Source organism: Leifsonia sp. Leaf264 (genome assembly GCF_001422325.1).
Taxonomy (GTDB): Bacteria; Actinomycetota; Actinomycetes; order Actinomycetales; family Microbacteriaceae; genus Orlajensenia.
This window is the reverse complement of sequence record NZ_LMMR01000005.1, coordinates 572,366-586,481: the sequence shown is the minus strand read 5'-3', so window position 1 is coordinate 586,481 and position 14,116 is coordinate 572,366. Positions and strand designations below refer to the sequence as shown.

General features: G+C 64.4%; 17 protein-coding genes and 1 pseudogene. 14 read left to right on the top strand and 4 right to left on the bottom strand.

Translation table 11 applies throughout. The features are described 5' to 3' along the window. Positions 1 to 60: 60 nt before the first annotated feature. The 6 genes and pseudogenes from ASF30_RS12510 to ASF30_RS12490 all read left to right on the top strand — a co-directional run bounded on the left by ASF30_RS12510 (position 61) and on the right by ASF30_RS12490 (position 3,905). Positions 61 to 669: a hypothetical protein gene (locus tag ASF30_RS12510; RefSeq protein WP_157497345.1), complete on the top strand. Its 609-nt coding sequence runs from the start codon at positions 61 to 63 to the stop codon at positions 667 to 669. Positions 670 to 767: 98 nt separating this feature from the next. Then, a complete protein-coding gene (locus ASF30_RS12505) occupies positions 768 to 1,631 on the top strand; it encodes a hypothetical protein (protein ID WP_055906967.1) in 864 nt (287 codons plus the stop codon). A gap of 123 nt (positions 1,632 to 1,754) precedes the next feature. Continuing rightward, on the top strand, positions 1,755 to 2,777 hold the full coding sequence (locus ASF30_RS12500; RefSeq protein WP_055906964.1) for a hypothetical protein: 1,023 nt from the start codon (positions 1,755 to 1,757) through the stop codon (positions 2,775 to 2,777). Positions 2,778 to 2,913: 136 nt separating this feature from the next. Continuing rightward, positions 2,914 to 3,012: pseudogene (locus ASF30_RS23590) on the top strand (DUF2510 domain-containing protein); the annotation flags it as partial. Positions 3,013 to 3,111: 99 nt separating this feature from the next. Beyond that, positions 3,112 to 3,474, top strand: a complete 363-nt coding sequence (locus tag ASF30_RS23350) for a hypothetical protein (RefSeq protein WP_235480325.1) — start codon at positions 3,112 to 3,114, stop codon at positions 3,472 to 3,474. A gap of 110 nt (positions 3,475 to 3,584) precedes the next feature. Next, entirely contained in the window at positions 3,585 to 3,905 is a 321-nt protein-coding gene (locus ASF30_RS12490; protein WP_055906958.1) for a hypothetical protein, read from the top strand. A gap of 411 nt (positions 3,906 to 4,316) precedes the next feature. On the opposite strand, the gene ASF30_RS12485 is transcribed toward ASF30_RS12490, so the two are convergent. Beyond that, on the bottom strand, positions 4,317 to 4,664 hold the full coding sequence (locus ASF30_RS12485) for a hypothetical protein (protein WP_055906956.1): 348 nt from the start codon (positions 4,662 to 4,664) through the stop codon (positions 4,317 to 4,319). 237 nt (positions 4,665 to 4,901) lie between these two features. Between ASF30_RS12485 and ASF30_RS12480 the strand changes: the two genes are divergently transcribed. Both ASF30_RS12480 and ASF30_RS22770 read left to right on the top strand, forming a co-directional pair. After that, positions 4,902 to 5,249 carry an NINE protein gene (locus tag ASF30_RS12480; RefSeq protein ID WP_157497343.1) on the top strand — a complete coding sequence of 116 codons (348 nt, stop codon included), beginning with the start codon at positions 4,902 to 4,904 and terminating at the stop codon, positions 5,247 to 5,249. A 109-nt stretch (positions 5,250 to 5,358) separates the two neighbouring features. Next, positions 5,359 to 5,505 carry a hypothetical protein gene (locus tag ASF30_RS22770; RefSeq protein ID WP_157497341.1) on the top strand — a complete coding sequence of 49 codons (147 nt, stop codon included), beginning with the start codon at positions 5,359 to 5,361 and terminating at the stop codon, positions 5,503 to 5,505. Between the two features lie 70 nt (positions 5,506 to 5,575). Here the strand turns inward: ASF30_RS22770 and ASF30_RS12475 are convergent, their stop codons facing one another. Beyond that, positions 5,576 to 8,323 (bottom strand): hypothetical protein, encoded by a 2,748-nt coding sequence (locus ASF30_RS12475; RefSeq protein WP_055906951.1) that lies wholly within the window; start codon positions 8,321 to 8,323, stop codon positions 5,576 to 5,578. 60 nt (positions 8,324 to 8,383) lie between these two features. On the opposite strand from ASF30_RS12475, the gene ASF30_RS12470 reads away from it, so the two are divergent. Next, entirely contained in the window at positions 8,384 to 9,874 is a 1,491-nt protein-coding gene (locus tag ASF30_RS12470) for a hypothetical protein (RefSeq protein WP_055906950.1), read from the top strand. Between the two features lie 59 nt (positions 9,875 to 9,933). Here the strand turns inward: ASF30_RS12470 and ASF30_RS12465 are convergent, their stop codons facing one another. Further along, positions 9,934 to 10,605, bottom strand: coding sequence for a hypothetical protein (locus tag ASF30_RS12465; protein WP_157497339.1), 672 nt, complete (start codon positions 10,603 to 10,605; stop codon positions 9,934 to 9,936). Between the two features lie 248 nt (positions 10,606 to 10,853). On the opposite strand from ASF30_RS12465, the gene ASF30_RS12460 reads away from it, so the two are divergent. The 4 genes from ASF30_RS12460 to ASF30_RS12450 all read left to right on the top strand — a co-directional run bounded on the left by ASF30_RS12460 (position 10,854) and on the right by ASF30_RS12450 (position 12,532). Continuing rightward, positions 10,854 to 11,060: a hypothetical protein gene (locus ASF30_RS12460; protein ID WP_055906943.1), complete on the top strand. Its 207-nt coding sequence runs from the start codon at positions 10,854 to 10,856 to the stop codon at positions 11,058 to 11,060. Between the two features lie 113 nt (positions 11,061 to 11,173). Then, entirely contained in the window at positions 11,174 to 11,338 is a 165-nt protein-coding gene (locus ASF30_RS22765) for a hypothetical protein (RefSeq protein ID WP_157497337.1), read from the top strand. Between the two features lie 29 nt (positions 11,339 to 11,367). Further along, on the top strand, positions 11,368 to 12,153 hold the full coding sequence (locus ASF30_RS12455; protein ID WP_055906940.1) for a metallophosphoesterase family protein: 786 nt from the start codon (positions 11,368 to 11,370) through the stop codon (positions 12,151 to 12,153). A 73-nt stretch (positions 12,154 to 12,226) separates the two neighbouring features. Beyond that, positions 12,227 to 12,532, top strand: coding sequence for a hypothetical protein (locus tag ASF30_RS12450; protein ID WP_157497335.1), 306 nt, complete (start codon positions 12,227 to 12,229; stop codon positions 12,530 to 12,532). Here the strand turns inward: ASF30_RS12450 and ASF30_RS12445 are convergent, their stop codons facing one another. Beyond that, positions 12,533 to 13,456, bottom strand: coding sequence for a restriction endonuclease (locus tag ASF30_RS12445; protein ID WP_162240763.1), 924 nt, complete (start codon positions 13,454 to 13,456; stop codon positions 12,533 to 12,535). Between the two features lie 54 nt (positions 13,457 to 13,510). Between ASF30_RS12445 and ASF30_RS12440 the strand changes: the two genes are divergently transcribed. After that, on the top strand, positions 13,511 to 14,089 hold the full coding sequence (locus ASF30_RS12440) for an HAD domain-containing protein (protein ID WP_055906932.1): 579 nt from the start codon (positions 13,511 to 13,513) through the stop codon (positions 14,087 to 14,089). Positions 14,090 to 14,116 lie beyond the last annotated feature (27 nt).

The window sequence follows — 14,116 nt, the reverse complement described above, 5'->3', positions numbered from 1 at the left end:
GCTAACTGCCCGAACAACCCCGCCCGAGACGTGTTTCAGCTCACTGTCGGTGTCGGCTCCGTGGACAGCCATGAGCTGTCCGAGGAGATGAAGGCACTGTTCGTCCCCGCCGACAACGACCACTACGGGATCTTCGAACGAGGCGCCGACCCTGTCCTCGCTGAGATCGCCCGACGCCAAGGGTTCGATGCGCTCCCGCAGAAGGCGACCGACACTGTCGCTGTGTACCGGGAGGCCGCCAAGACCAGGTTCGGACTGCTGAGCCGTGGGGTGGCCCTCCCGGAGCAGGCGGCAGCGTTCAAGTCGGGGGAGTACTGGCCCGGCAAGGGCGACTCCGGGAGCGGCACCTACTTCATGTGCGGCGAGGAGAACCGGGCGACCGCCATCGACCTGTACGGCGAGGGTCCTGGAACCGGGATCATCGCCGCCCTGCCCGACACTGCGAACATCGCCGACTGGATGGAAATCCATGACCTCCGCCAGGAGTACATGGACTCCCTGCCGCAGAACGAGGACGGGCTCCTCGACGACCGAGAGTCATTCTCCGGTTCTGTCTGGCGGAACGAAGGCACTCTCGCCGCAGCCCTCGGATACGACGCGATCACCGACGCCGACCACCACGACTACCTGATTGTGCTGAACCGCGGCGCCCTGATCGTCAGCCCGTAGCCGCTCGCCGGGAGCAGAAACTGACAGCCGGCATCTCCGGTCACGCATAGGACCAGTGGACGCAATCGCGCCGCCCCACTGGACCAAGGACCCCACCTGTGACCAACACGAAGAACGCCCCCGCAATCGACAAGCTCGACCACGCCAGCCAGAAGACGATCTCCGCGATCGTCACCCCGAAGATCGCGGAGGGCTACCTTGCCGCGTCGGCGAACCTCCGCCCCGTGCCGCAGAAGTCGGTCCGGAAGATCCTGACGGACATCCGCGGCGGGAACTTCATGTTCACCGGCAACCCGATCAAGTTCGCTCCCGACGGCAAGCTGATCGACGGCGCCGCCGTGCTGTCCGCCATCATCCGCGCCAACACTCCGGTGAAGGTGGCGATCGCCACCGGCATCTCCTACGCCGCACGCAACGCCATGGACAGCGGCGCCCAGTTCAAGCTGAAGGACGCACTAGTCAACAACGGCATCACCCGCGCCAACGCCGTGCAGGCTGCCCTGAACGGCATCCAGGAGTACGAGAACGGCGAGTTCGAGCAGGAGAAGGACCCGTTCCGTCCGGCGATCACCATCCCGGCAAGCCTGGACTTCCTGGCGAAGAACCCGTCGGTGAAGCAGATCGCATCGGACGCGGAGAACCTGTCCCGCAAGCTCGGCTTCCTCTCCACGAAGCAGGTCGCGACGCTCCTGTGGATCTTCGCCCCGGTCAGTACCGAGGACTCCGCTGAGTTCTTCAAGAAGCTCCACAAGGGCTACAGCGACGGCGAGGGTGACCCGGTGTTCGTCCTGCGTGAGCAGCTCATCGTGAACAAGGACGCGATGAGCAAGCTCCCGAACCGCACGGTGCTGGCGATCACGGTGAAGGCGTTCAACCTGTACCGGTCGGGTGAGACCGTGAAGAAGAACCTGACCTTCGTCGGCGGCGGCACCCGTGCGGAGTCGTTCCCGAAGGCGAAGTGATAGCGTCAGAAAGCCGTTGATGCAGCCCCGGACCTGAAATGGTTCGGGGCTGCTCTGCATTTCTCCGCATGTCCGCGCATGTTGGCTTAGACAATTACCCCTCCGAGAAACGGAACCACACCCTTGCCTGCTGCAGCCACCACGACCAGCTCGACCGCAAAGAAGGCAGCCGTCGCCGCCGCCGGCGCCACCGCCAAGAAGGCAGCCCCGAAGCGCCGCACCGTGTCCAAGAAAGCTGCCGAGGTCGTCATCAAGGACGCCGTAGCCGACACCAGCTGGATGGATGAGAACTCCGTCATCATCGACGGTCACATGTTCATCTTCGCGGAGGAAGACGCCGCAGTCGTCACCATCACGTCCGAGGACGCGAGGATGCTCATCGGCCGCAACACCAGGAACCGCAAGCCGTCCGCCGAGAACCTCAACAAGATCATCACCGACCTCAACAACGGCGACTACGTCTTCAACGGCCAGTCGATCAGCATCACCAAGACCGGCCTCATCGCTGACGGCCAGCACCGCCTCCTCGGATGCATGGAGACCGGCGTCTCCATCCGCAACGTCGTCGTCACCGGCGTCGACGACGAGAACGTGAAGAACGTCGACACCGGCAAGGCCCGCACCCTCATCGACATCCTCGAATACGCCGGCGAGGTCAACACCATCGGCCTCGCCACCGCCATCAAGGCGATCCAGGGCTGGGAGCTCGGAGAGCGCGTCCCCGGCAGCGCCCCCAAGGGCAAGATCACCATCAACACCGGAGTCGAGTTCCTCCGCCAGCACCCCGAGCTGCGCGACATCGCACGCGAGGCCCAGGGTCTCTCCAAGCGCGTCCCCGGCCTCACCATGAAGCAGCTCGCCATCCTCATCTGGGCGTTCGACCGCATCGACGAGGAGTCTGAGCTGGACCGCAAGGCGTTCTTCGAGAAGCTGATCAAGGGCAGCGGGCTCGCCGAGGGTGACCCCATCCTCGCCCTCCGCAACTTCCTCGCTCGCGACAGCGCATCCGCCAAGAAGGCGACCCCGTACCACCGCTTCGCCATCACCGCGAAGGCGTGGAACCTGCACCGCGACGGCGCAATCGTCGGCACCCTCAAGTTCAAGGCCGGCGGCGAGAAGGCAGAAGCCTTCCCCGAGCCTATGTAGTCAGCACCACACGTGAACGCCCCGCCTGGATCAGGTGGGGCGTTTGCTGTCTCACCGAGCACCCGCCGAATGCCCGCGGGACTGGCCCCCTTACGCGTCATGCCGGTCAGCTGCGCGAGCTGGCAGACTTCAACCGATGTCTGATTCGCTCCCTCCCGCTGGCTGGTTCCCGCATCCTTCCGATCCAACCGTGGAACAGTGGTGGGACGGGAACGAATGGACGGCTTACGCCAGGCCAACTGTCGTGGCGGACTCGACGGTTTCGGGTCCCGCAGCCACACCCGAGGTTGCGGTGACCGCAACGAAGGGTCGGATCGGCTGCTTCGGCGTCAACGTGATCATGCTCGGCCTCGCCGCGATGGTAGGCATCGGCGTTTTCCTCGTTCAGTCGTTCGACGACCCGGTGATCTCGCCGTCGTGCGACACGTCAATGGCTGATGCGGCGGACGTCGCCGAGCTCAACAACGATCGCGAGCTTCTCAGAACAGCCACCGGATGCTCCACTGCTGACGAGTGGGTGGCAGCGCTGAAGGCGCATCCCGGCGCCGGCGCTTTGACAACGTACACGGACGAAGACGCACATGGCCTCCTCGCCCTTCTCTGCGTGAAGGCGTCCGACACGGAACTGTGCGCGGACGCCTCGCAGCGGGGGCTCCTCGACTTCGAGCTCGACGATCCTCGGCTCGAAGACCTCTGAGCCGCGCCGCTCCGGCAAGGTTCTGGAGCGCCGCCCGGCCAATGTCGGAGCTTCCAGATACTCTGCAAGCCGGTATCCAGCCGACACACAGCAGAACTGAAGGAACCTCTATGCGCTCACCCATCTTCGCCGTCGCCGCGGCAGCCCTGATCACCTTGTCCCTCGCCGGATGCGCTTCTTCCGGCGTCAGCCAGGAAGCCGTGGACGCCGCTCGGACCAACCAGAACATCCCGCAGACGCTGATGGATGACGATGCCATCCGCGGTCTGATCCAGGTGGGCTGCGACGAGGCGGAAGACGGCACGGAGCAGCCGACCTGGAAGGCGATGCTCTACCGGACCGCCCCCGAGCTCGGCAGCGACTCCGTCGCCCGGTACACGGCGATCGCCGGCATGCAGGTCGCCTGCCCGAAGTACGCAGCAGAGTACTGATCCGATGCGCTTGAAAGCCCGGCCTGTCATCCCGATAGGCCGGGCTTTGTGCCGCCACCAGCCGGATGTCCGGCTGCTGCTAATCTCAACTCGACCGTGACGCGACGAAGCGCCACGTAGTCAGGCCGCCGTCCCCGATCTTGGAGGGCCGGTTCGCAGTGCAGGCCCAACCCCGGAAAAGAGAGGGGCTGCACACGCATGCCTGAGCACACCTGCACCAAACGCCGCTACACGTCGATCGGTGACGCGATCACCGCGTTGAAGGCGATCCGCCGGAACGGCACACCAACTGGGAAGCTGCCGGTCGCCCCGTACCCATGCGAATCCTGCCGCGGATTCTGGCATCTCACGTCGCAGAAACCGAAAGGGCGACGGCGTGCATGGTGGGAGAAGTTCTCCGCCGAGTGAACGTCAGTGGGCGACGTACTCCGAAGCCGGGTCACCTTCCGCGCGCCGGCGCCCGGACGTCGGATGCCGATGCCATCCGACCGGCTCCGAGCCCGGGTACGGGCCCTGCCAGGCGACAGCCGCTGCCAGCGCTACATCGGACGTCTCGAAGCACCACCGGTCGTCGTAGAACGGTTCGTCGGGCTCGCCGACGATCACAGCGAACGTGAACATCAGCGGAGACACCCACACGCGGGTCCGGTCGTCGAGATCCTTCACGAACCAGGCGGAGATCTCCTCGTCCCACACGAAGTCTGGGTGGAGGTCCGCGTACTTGTCACGCATCGCGAGCAGGCGGTGGATGTCGTCCATGAGACCAGTTTCCCTCGAGAGGCCGAGAAACGGGAAGTGGATGAGGCCCGAACTGGCGGGTTCCGGAGAGAACAGCAGTTCACTACGGTGGCAAACATGACCGAAACGCCGACTGGCCCGTCAGCGACGCCGCCGGGGTGGTATCACGACCCTGGTGGCACACTCAGGTGGTGGGACGGGAACAACTGGGGCGTTCCGGCGCCGCCACCGCCGGCCGCTGCTCCTCCGGTTCCTAGAGTGACCGGCCCTGTGTATGCGCCGCCGGTTCCGACGGAGCCCGAGGAGGCTTACTCGGTCGGTGTTGCGTACGTGTTCGCGATCTTCCTCGGCTTCGTCTCCGCTCACAACTGGTACATCGGCCGGTACGGCAATGCCGGCGGGCAGCTTGGGCTGGTCGCGTTGGGGGTGCTGTGCATGGTGATCGGCTCGATGGTGTCAGCGTTGAACTTCCTGATCTGGATCGGGTTGGTCCTGCTGATCACCTTCTTCATCTGGTGGCTCACAGATCTGGTGGAGATCCCACGCCGGGTTCGAAACGCGAACGCATCGGCACGAGCGGGGAAGCTCGCGGTGCCGCGGTCCTGAGTCCCAGACGCCGAAGGTGACGTTGGCGCGTTCGCACCGATACCTTGGGGCCAGCGCATTTCTCCAGGCCCACCTTTCCTGCGCACACCCGAGATGAAGGAGATGCCCGATGGGATTCAAGACCGAAGCGTCCAAGATCAGCACCGGTAACTGGAACCTGCAAGCCTCCTGCGTCAACAACCACACGGTGTTCAAGGACCAGATGCACGCCAGCGTTGAGTACAAGTGCCCGTACTGCGGGAACGACGTGTACTGACCCGCCTCACGACAGAAGCCCGGCCTGAGCCTCACATGAGGACCGGCCGGGCTTCTTCGTGCCGTGGTGCCTACTCGGACGCCTCCGCGAAACGGAGCTCAGCAAGATCGTCCGGGAATGCTGCTGCGGCTTCGGCACCGAACGCTTCCGCGACGGTGAGCCCGTGCAGGTCACGGCCGGCTGCGACTGCAGCGCTCACCGCGCCCCACAGCTCACCCCAGGTGCGCTTCTGATCCCAGGACGGACCCGTCCATCGCTGATCCCGAGGCGCTTTGATCGTCAGGGTGGACAGGTGACCCTCCCAGAGGGTGTCGTCGTGGAAGTCGTCCATGAACTTCTGCTTCTCAGCGGCGATTACCCGGTCGCGGTATCCGTCGTTGATCGAATCGATGAGCGCCTCGGTGGTTCTCTCGTTGGCTGTGCGGACCTTATCCAGCATCGCCCACGCGTCACGGTGCTTCTCCGTCGACACGATGGCGGGCTCATCCTGCCAGACGATCTGCCGAGCCTCCGAGTGCCCCTCCCAGGGTCGTTCATACTCCCTGTTCCATCCGCCTGCCCACGACTTCTGGGTGGGGTGGGCGTCGACGTACAGTGCACCGTTGCGGCCGTAGGTGAACCATGCGCTCGGGGTGGTGAAGTGGCGGGGGAGCAGGTCCCCTTCACCGAACCCGGCGGGCAGGTAGTGGATGTGGCCTTCAATGAACCGGTGTGAGCTCGGCTGTTTGTGGTTCATGGACACCAGAAGCGGGGTGCCGCCACCGTCGATGATCTTGGCGAGGACCGGTTCGAGGATCAGGTCGGTGATCTGCTCGTCGGTGAGCCAGTCCTTCACCTTCGCGTCGATGTTCCAGCTGTCCCAGACGTCGGCCTGGTGGAGGATGACCCACTTGGCGATCTGCGCGCGGTTCACCGTCGTCCACTCCTTCGTCCCGGTGACCTTCCCGGCCTTCGACACAGTGTGGACGTTGACGAACACGTTGCCGGGGACAGCGGTGTGGTGCCAGGTGTTCCCTTCGTCGTTCTCATGCGACCACTCCCGGCGGATGCGCTCGACGACGACGTAGTCGTTGGTGCGGCGGGCGACGACGATCGCATCCGGGTGCTGCTCCACCAAGGACGCGACGAGGACGTCTTCGTTGCTGGTGCCGGTGGAGGCTGCGCGGCGCTTCGCTTCAGCGAGGATGACACGGGCGGCTTTCGCTTCCGCGTCCTGGTCGCCGTTCAGCGGGCGGCCCCACTTGTTCGCGGTCTTCCACCAGATGACAAGCTCCTGCATGAGGGTGTGAGCGTCGGCCTGGTCGAGGTTGTGACGCTTCATCAGCTCGGCGGTGATCAGGTCACGGAACGGCGCTTCCTGCTCCTCCTCGTCACGGATCAACGCGAGGGCGGCGCGGAGCACCGGGAACATCTTCAGGTAGCTGCGGCGTTCGGAGCGGGACTCCAGGTAGTAGGCGATCTCCTCCGCGGTGCAGAAGTCGACCGCGAGGACGTCGGTCGCTGACCGGCTGAACCGGTACGACGCGGACGTCTTCGGGGTGGTCTCCCCGTAACGGCCCCACACCTTGTCGGTGCGTTTGTACGAGAACGACAGGCGCCCGTCCGGCAGCTCCCGGTTGATGATCTGCAGCGTCGCGGACTTCGGCGCGGAAGCGGTGCTCGGGTGGACGGCGTCCTCCTCACCTTCCCGGTAGGTGCGGGCGGAGTATCCGCCGACGACGCGGAGGCCGACGCGGAGGTTCGCGTTCTTCTCCTTCAGCCAGGTGTGGAAGTCGGGCCGTCCGGTGCCGAGAGCGTTCTCGTCGTCGGCGATCAGGCGGACGAAGCCGTCGTCGTATGCGGCCTGCTCCAGCAGGTTCAGGTCCGGGGTGGGCAGCGGGTGAAGGATCGGGGTGCGGGCGACGAGGCCCTGCAGCACCATGGCGATCTTCATGAAATGGCGGGTGCGGAGGTCAGCGATCTCCTCCGCTTTCAGCCAGTCGCGGGAGCCGGGCTCCAACGCGTACTTCTTCCCGTCGTACCCGGTGCGTTCGAACATGGCTGTGAACTCGTCAGCGCGGGGGATGAGGCGGGACCCGACGTTGAACTCGTTGATCGTCATCCGGTACAGGTTCTCGCCGTTCCGGATCAGCCACCACGTCTCGTGGTTCTTCTCGTTCATCACCATGTTCGTCCACGGCTCTCCGTAGTCGACCATGGAGCGGCGGGCGATCGCAGCGACGATCCCCTTCTGGTCCGGGATCACCTGGTCCAGGTTCTTCGGGTCGGCGAGCAGCCACTCGTCGAACAGGGCGACGTCGCGGAAGTCGATGCCGCCGTTCTCAGCGGCGAGAGCGGACTCCTCATCCATCGCCACGACCAGCTGACGGATGTGGACAGGGGTGTCAGCTGGTGCCGGCTCCCCGGTCCGCAACGTCTCGATGTGCTCGTCACGGCCCAGGTACAGGTTCAGGGCGGCGATGCCGTCCTTCAGCCGTTCCGCCTGCTTCAGTACAGGTTCCAGCTCCGCCATCTTCGCTCGGAGGTCAGCCTCAGCAGCGCGGATCATCGCATCAGCGGCGTCGCGGACACGTTTGATCTCCGCCTTCGCCTCCTCAGCCGCCACCAACGCCGTCGACCGGGCAGCGGTCAGCGAACCGTACTGGGCGGCGAACCGACGCTTCATGTCCACAGCCTCACCGCCGCCGCTGATGGCAAGGTCGGTGCCGGGCTGCGATTCCATGGCGCTCTTCGCGAGCTCGACAGCATCAGAGGTGCGAGAGATCGCATCGGTGATGCCGGTGGTGTCAGCGGGGAGCGGAAAGTTGTCCATCGTCATGCCACCTACATGCGCGGAACTAGGTGGTCCTGATGCCCTGCAGCCACACACATACGCGGCATGTCACCAACACCCAACACGCTCACAGCGTTGAACCGTGAATCCGCACGCCAGCAGGCAGGCTCCATCGGCGCCGGAGGGAAGAACCTCGGCGGCCAGTTCGGCAGGCAGATCTTCATCGGCGGTGTGCCGGTTCAGATCGCCGGGGATCCCGAGCGCGTCGCCGCGTACCAGGAGGCGCTGAAGAAGGTCACCCAGTACGAGTACGACGGTGCCGTCCTCAGCAAGGATGAGCTCCGCACCGAGCTGCTCCAGAAGTACCCGTTCGCGAACGGTGTCATCCCCGACGAGATCAAGAACGCCGATGACTCCAACGACTACATCGCCACCCTCGCCGGCCAAGCAGGGTTCGATGTGATCGACACCCGCGCGAACTCCGACGACCAGCCAGTCGCCCTGTTCGACTCCGTCGACGGAGACGACTGGGACAACGAAGGCACCGGACACTACGAACTCACCGCGGAGGGCCGCAACGGCGAGTCAGTAACGATCCTGCAGGGCCGTCAGGTCGACCTCACCGCCCCGGCGGCGCCGGCAGTCACCGCCGAAGATCGGATCAACGAGATCCTCGCGAACAGGACCGACCCGCTCAAAGAGCTCCCCACCCACGTCGACACCCCATTCGGACGCGCCAAGCTCAGGATCGACGACTTCAACGACTCGATGTTCCAACTGAAGTTCGAGAAGGGCTCCCCGTTCGTCGTCAACGGGAAGGACTACAGCGAAGCGGACTCCTACATCCCGCTCAGCGTCGACTTCGTCAAGTCCGGACGGGCCGAGGGCAGCAGCTACGGCAACATCACCCCCGCCGCTGAGAAGAAGCTCGCCGACTGGGCGTTCACCCAAGGTGGGGCCGCAGCGATCATGACCGAGGAGAACCTCACCGCCAAGCGTCTCTCATCCGCCCTCAGCTCCGTCCGGCACACCCGGAAGCGACGAGATGAAGCCGCGGCTGACCTGGACATGAAGAAGCAGGCGGCCGCGGAAGCCGCCACAAGCTACCGCCAGACCTACGGGGCCGACACCTTCGAGAAGGACTCGTCAGAAATCCGATCGACCCTTCCAGCAACGGTCGACACTCCGTTCGGGCGCGCCAGCCTGAGGTTCGGCGGGACAGAGAAGTTCACCCTGGACTTCAAGGACTCACCGTTCGTCATCAACGGCAAGGACTACAGCAAGAACCCCAACTTCTGGCGTCTCAGCGTCGACTTCGACGCGCAGGGGAACGTGCACCCCAGCGACTACGAGCAGATCACACCCAGCGCACGTCAGAAGCTCTCCGACTGGGCGTACAAGCAGGGCGGCGCATCCACCGTCATGACCCCAGACAACCTCGCCAAGCTGGAGCAGGCGAACGCCCTCAGCGCCATCGAACGCAACACCACCGCACTCGAACGAGCGGAGCAGCGGCTCGCCGAAACGGAAGAGAAGGCCGTCGAGGCTGAGCTCAGGTCCCACAATGCAGTCGAGGCATACGACGCGGTGCGCTAATCACGGCGACAAGAAGCCCGGCCAGGGGACCTCGGAGGAGGCATTGGCCGGGCTGCTGATTAAACGCCTTCGAAGAGCTTGCCGAGGGCGTGAGCTCCCCTTTGTTTCGTCGTATCACCGGGGGTCAAGAGCCCCCTGCTCGACTCGAGGTCGAGGGTGAAGGTGTCTTGGTGGCGATCACCCCAGGGGCCGACGTACGAAACCTTTATTCTGTACTTCCGGTTCGGGCTCTTGCGCGCAAGGTACTCGCCCACAACGTCGAAGAGGGTGGCTACGCTTTCCTTTGGAGCAAGGATCGGCAGCCCCTCGGTCATCATGACCGACTCGTTGAGCATCTCGTGGAGGTCGGTCTCGTAAGGGCGAGGACTGATCGAGAACTTGAGGTCGCGTGCGGCAGTCGACCCGTGATTTGTGACCACCAGAATGATTTCGGGAACTCGATTAGTGAGCCCGATTGTGACATAAGGCCGCGCGGCTTCTCTCTGGATGCCGGTTTGCGCGGCTCTCTCCTTCGCGCTGTTCATGCGGTCTGACATGATGGCGACCGCCGAAACGACGACGCTGCCCACAGTTGCAATCTGGCCTGCCCTAGAGATGAACTTCCACATGTCCACGCTGACAGGGGTTGAGCTGACTTGGGAGGATGATGCGAGGCCAGCAAGGCAGACGACAGCCATGAATAGGAGTGCACAAGCCATCGCGATCCGGCTAGCAGTCTTCGATGTTGTCATGCGCTCACGGCCTCGATCTTGATAGATGTCGGCTCGAACCTAAACGCGGGGCCGACAGCAGGCAGGGGTGGAGCCTCGGTGGCTGATCTCGGTTGCATGGAACCTGCATGTGCGGAGGGGCACCGAAACGTGCAGAGGCGTCCGTCAATAGGTGCGAAGGGCCTTACCCCAGAGCGGGCGGTGTCGCGCAGGGTTCCTCATTTCCGCACATGGCGGTGGCACATCACCGACCCTGGAGACCCACCCCCGTGCATCACCTCGCCATCCACACCAGTTTCATCTCCGACAAGTTCGACAGCATGTCGTTGCCGGCGTTGGCTGTGGTCTTGGCCGGGATGATCCTGCTCGTCGTGGGATCCACGATCATCGAGGCTCAGAACTCAGTGTCGACAGTGATACCCACAGTGATCTCCTTTGTCGGGCTGTTCCTCGTGGTGTTGTCCGAGTTCATCTGAGAGCCGAGGCATCCTCACGGCCGTTGCACCGGTAGCTCACAGCCCCTGAGCAACAAGGCTTCAGCCTGTACTGGGACGATCGACCCACACCACGAGACGATTGAGCCGCCCTGATGACCGACACCCTCCCCATGCCCGCCGTTGAAGTCGTCTGGCGCACCTACCGGATCGAACGGGAGAAGGCTGTGTCGAAGTTCCGTGGGTTCCTGATCGGGGCGGCGCTGAGCATCCCGGTGTGGGCTGCGATCGGCACCGCGGTCGTCATGTCACTGCGCTGAAACCGGGCGGTGCCGCACATGATGGCGGCATGGACGATCTCACTTCAACCGACGAGCACCGGGTTGCGCTTGCAGGCGACTGGCACGGCAACGTCACCTGGGTGCAGACGATCCTCCCGAAACTGCACCGTGCCGCCCCTGACGTGAAGACGATCCTGCACCTCGGCGACTTCGGCATCTGGCCGGAACGGCGCGGGAAAGGGTTCCTGAAGTCTGTCGACTACTGGTGCAAGAAGTCCGGCATCGAACGGATCCTCGTCACCCTCGGCAACCATGAAGACCATGCACGCATGGAGAAGCTGTGGGCGAGCCGTCCCGGCCAGGTCATCGAACTGACCGACCACATCCATGTTCTTCCCCGCCCGTACTTCTTCCGCCTCGGCGCCACCCGGTTCCTGTCCCTCGGCGGGGCGAACTCCGTCGACTACATGGACCGGACCGTCAACCGTGACTGGTGGTTGGAAGAGCAGATCACCGACACGCAGGTCGCTGCAGCGATGACCGGCGGCCCGGTCGATGTCATGCTGACCCACGAGACCGTGAACGACGGCACGTTGAAGGTGCAGCAGCTGCTGGCGACGAACCCGATCGGGTTCCACTCTGACGAACTCCGCTACTCAGCACATTCCCGCGCCCAGGTCAGCCAAGTCTGGGAAGCGCTCCGACCGAGCATCCTCGCCCACGGTCACATGCACGTCCCGGACGGACGCGACTACGGAGACGGCCGCCGCGTCTACTCCCTCGGCTGCGACACCCAGAAAGGGAACATCGCGTTGCTCACCCTCGACACCCTCGACGTGGAGATGCTCGCCTAGAGCTTCGGCAAGACAGGCCGGCGCCGCACATGAAGGAGCCGAGAGCAGACAACCGTCCCCGAAAGGCATGCCAGTGAGCACCAGCCAGGCATCAACAGCCGCCAAGCCGTCAGTCGACCCTTGGGCTGACAAATGGAACTTCGGCCGATGGTTCGGCTACGTCTCCGCGACCGGCGAATGGTTCCGGTTCGCCGGGACGGGGACGACCATGTCCCCGCTGATCATCGACGGAGTGCTGCACAAGTACGCCAACCGCGACAACAAGATCTACGTCGTCCGCTACCAGCTGGAACCCATCACCCCGGCCGCCCACGACGGCAGATGCACGCACTACTGGCTGACGGAACTCAGCGCCGAACGGTACGACGGCGTCCTCTGATTAGAGACCACGGACGAACACCGCTTCCGCTGCAGCGTTCGCCGCTTCCAGAGACCCGGCCGCGGCGTCGTACCTGAACAGCAGGATCCCGACCCGGTCAGCGAACTGGATCGCACCGGCCGCGTAGGTGCCGGAGGTGAAGAACAGCCCTTTCCTGCCGTCGGCGGCCACCACCCCGGCGAGCTCCCGGACGGACTCCACACCGACAGTCCCGGCGTAGTTCTTCGTCTGCGCGATGTAATGCTGTGACTGGGCGTCGATCCCACCATCGCCGGTGAACTGTGTCACAACAGCATCAGCTTCACCGAAGAACCGCATCCACCCTGCCGTCAGCTGCTCCGCACCCTGATGGGAGACGCCGTACGGTTGCGGGGCCGGCATCGGCCCGCCCGGCGTGAACTCGGTCGCAGCGTCGTCCGCCGTGTAGTTGAGAGCGTCGACTTTCCGTTCGGAGAACGCACCAATCGCAGCATCCAACATGGCGGGTTGGATCCGGATCACCAGGCCGGTGTGAGCCTGACCCCGCTTTGACCACCGCGACATCGTCAACCAGAGACCGCCAATCCACAGTGCAGTGACGATCCAGTACGCCACCCACCAGCCGGACATGTCCCGGCCGTAGTTCGGGCTGTACTCGTTCGAGCTGCCGTTCCCCGCCGCGTAGATGAGGATGACGAACCCCACCACGAACAGGAACGCGTTCAGTAGGTGCAACCCTTTCTGCACAGCGGGCTTCGGGGCGAGCGCCTTCACCTGCGTCTCCACCAGGGCGCGGAGGTTCGCCGCCACCACTTCGTCCGGCTCCCACAGACCCGGGTAGTCCGCACCGATCTCAGCACCCAGCTGGGCTGCCTCGGCGACCGCGTCGTCGTACTCCGGTTTGTGGGGGATCTCTCGCGAGGAATCAGGCTGAGTCAGCGACATGCCGCTGAGACTAGCGTGCAGGCAAGACATTGCGCGTCCGCACATGATGGTGGCATGGAAACCCTCCTCCCGATCGACCTGTTCGACGGCTCCCGACCGCTTCTCGCGCTGGACGTCGACGGTGTCATCAACGTCTTCGAGGAGAACACCAAGAAGAAGGCTCCGTCCGCTCGTCTGACCCGGGTGCTGGTCCGCACCGCGCACGGGCAGAAGTACGTCATCGACTTCGACGCCGACATCATCGCAGCGCTCGACGACACCATCCGCACCCACCAGATCGAGCTGGGGTGGCTGACCACCTGGGGGCCGAACGCCCGCGCTCTCGTCGACCAGGCCCTGGGAGGGAAGCTCGCCGGCGGTTTCGTGCTGGCCAAGATCCCACCGCGGGTCCGCGGCTTCCGCGACGCCCGCTGGAAACTGAACGCCCTCCGAGCCCGGGTCGCCCACACAGGCCAGCCGTTCATCTGGGCGGACGACGTCGAGATCGCCGGCGAACGGCTCATCAACCGGGCGTTCAACATCGACGATGTGGCCGCCGGCATCCCCGGCCTGCTCATCGCCACCGATGAAGCTGTCGGGATCACCGCCGCGGATGTGGCCGACATCGACAGGTTCTGCACAGCTCACAGCTGACCGTCAGGCGAGCTGCCACATGGCTCC

Excerpts from the sequence above, each read along its gene's own strand:
- ASF30_RS12490 (WP_055906958.1), top strand. The coding sequence starts at position 3,585 with ATGCGCTCACCCATCTTCGCCGTCGCCGCGGCAGCCCTGATCACCTTG.
- ASF30_RS12485 (WP_055906956.1), bottom strand. The coding sequence starts at position 4,664 with ATGGACGACATCCACCGCCTGCTCGCGATGCGTGACAAGTACGCGGAC.
- ASF30_RS22770 (WP_157497341.1), top strand. The coding sequence starts at position 5,359 with ATGGGATTCAAGACCGAAGCGTCCAAGATCAGCACCGGTAACTGGAAC.
- ASF30_RS12475 (WP_055906951.1), bottom strand. The coding sequence starts at position 8,323 with ATGACGATGGACAACTTTCCGCTCCCCGCTGACACCACCGGCATCACC.
- ASF30_RS12470 (WP_055906950.1), top strand. The coding sequence starts at position 8,384 with ATGTCACCAACACCCAACACGCTCACAGCGTTGAACCGTGAATCCGCA.
- ASF30_RS12465 (WP_157497339.1), bottom strand. The coding sequence starts at position 10,605 with ATGACAACATCGAAGACTGCTAGCCGGATCGCGATGGCTTGTGCACTC.
- ASF30_RS22765 (WP_157497337.1), top strand. The coding sequence starts at position 11,174 with ATGACCGACACCCTCCCCATGCCCGCCGTTGAAGTCGTCTGGCGCACC.
- ASF30_RS12455 (WP_055906940.1), top strand. The coding sequence starts at position 11,368 with ATGGACGATCTCACTTCAACCGACGAGCACCGGGTTGCGCTTGCAGGC.
- ASF30_RS12445 (WP_162240763.1), bottom strand. The coding sequence starts at position 13,456 with ATGTCGCTGACTCAGCCTGATTCCTCGCGAGAGATCCCCCACAAACCG.
- ASF30_RS12440 (WP_055906932.1), top strand. The coding sequence starts at position 13,511 with ATGGAAACCCTCCTCCCGATCGACCTGTTCGACGGCTCCCGACCGCTT.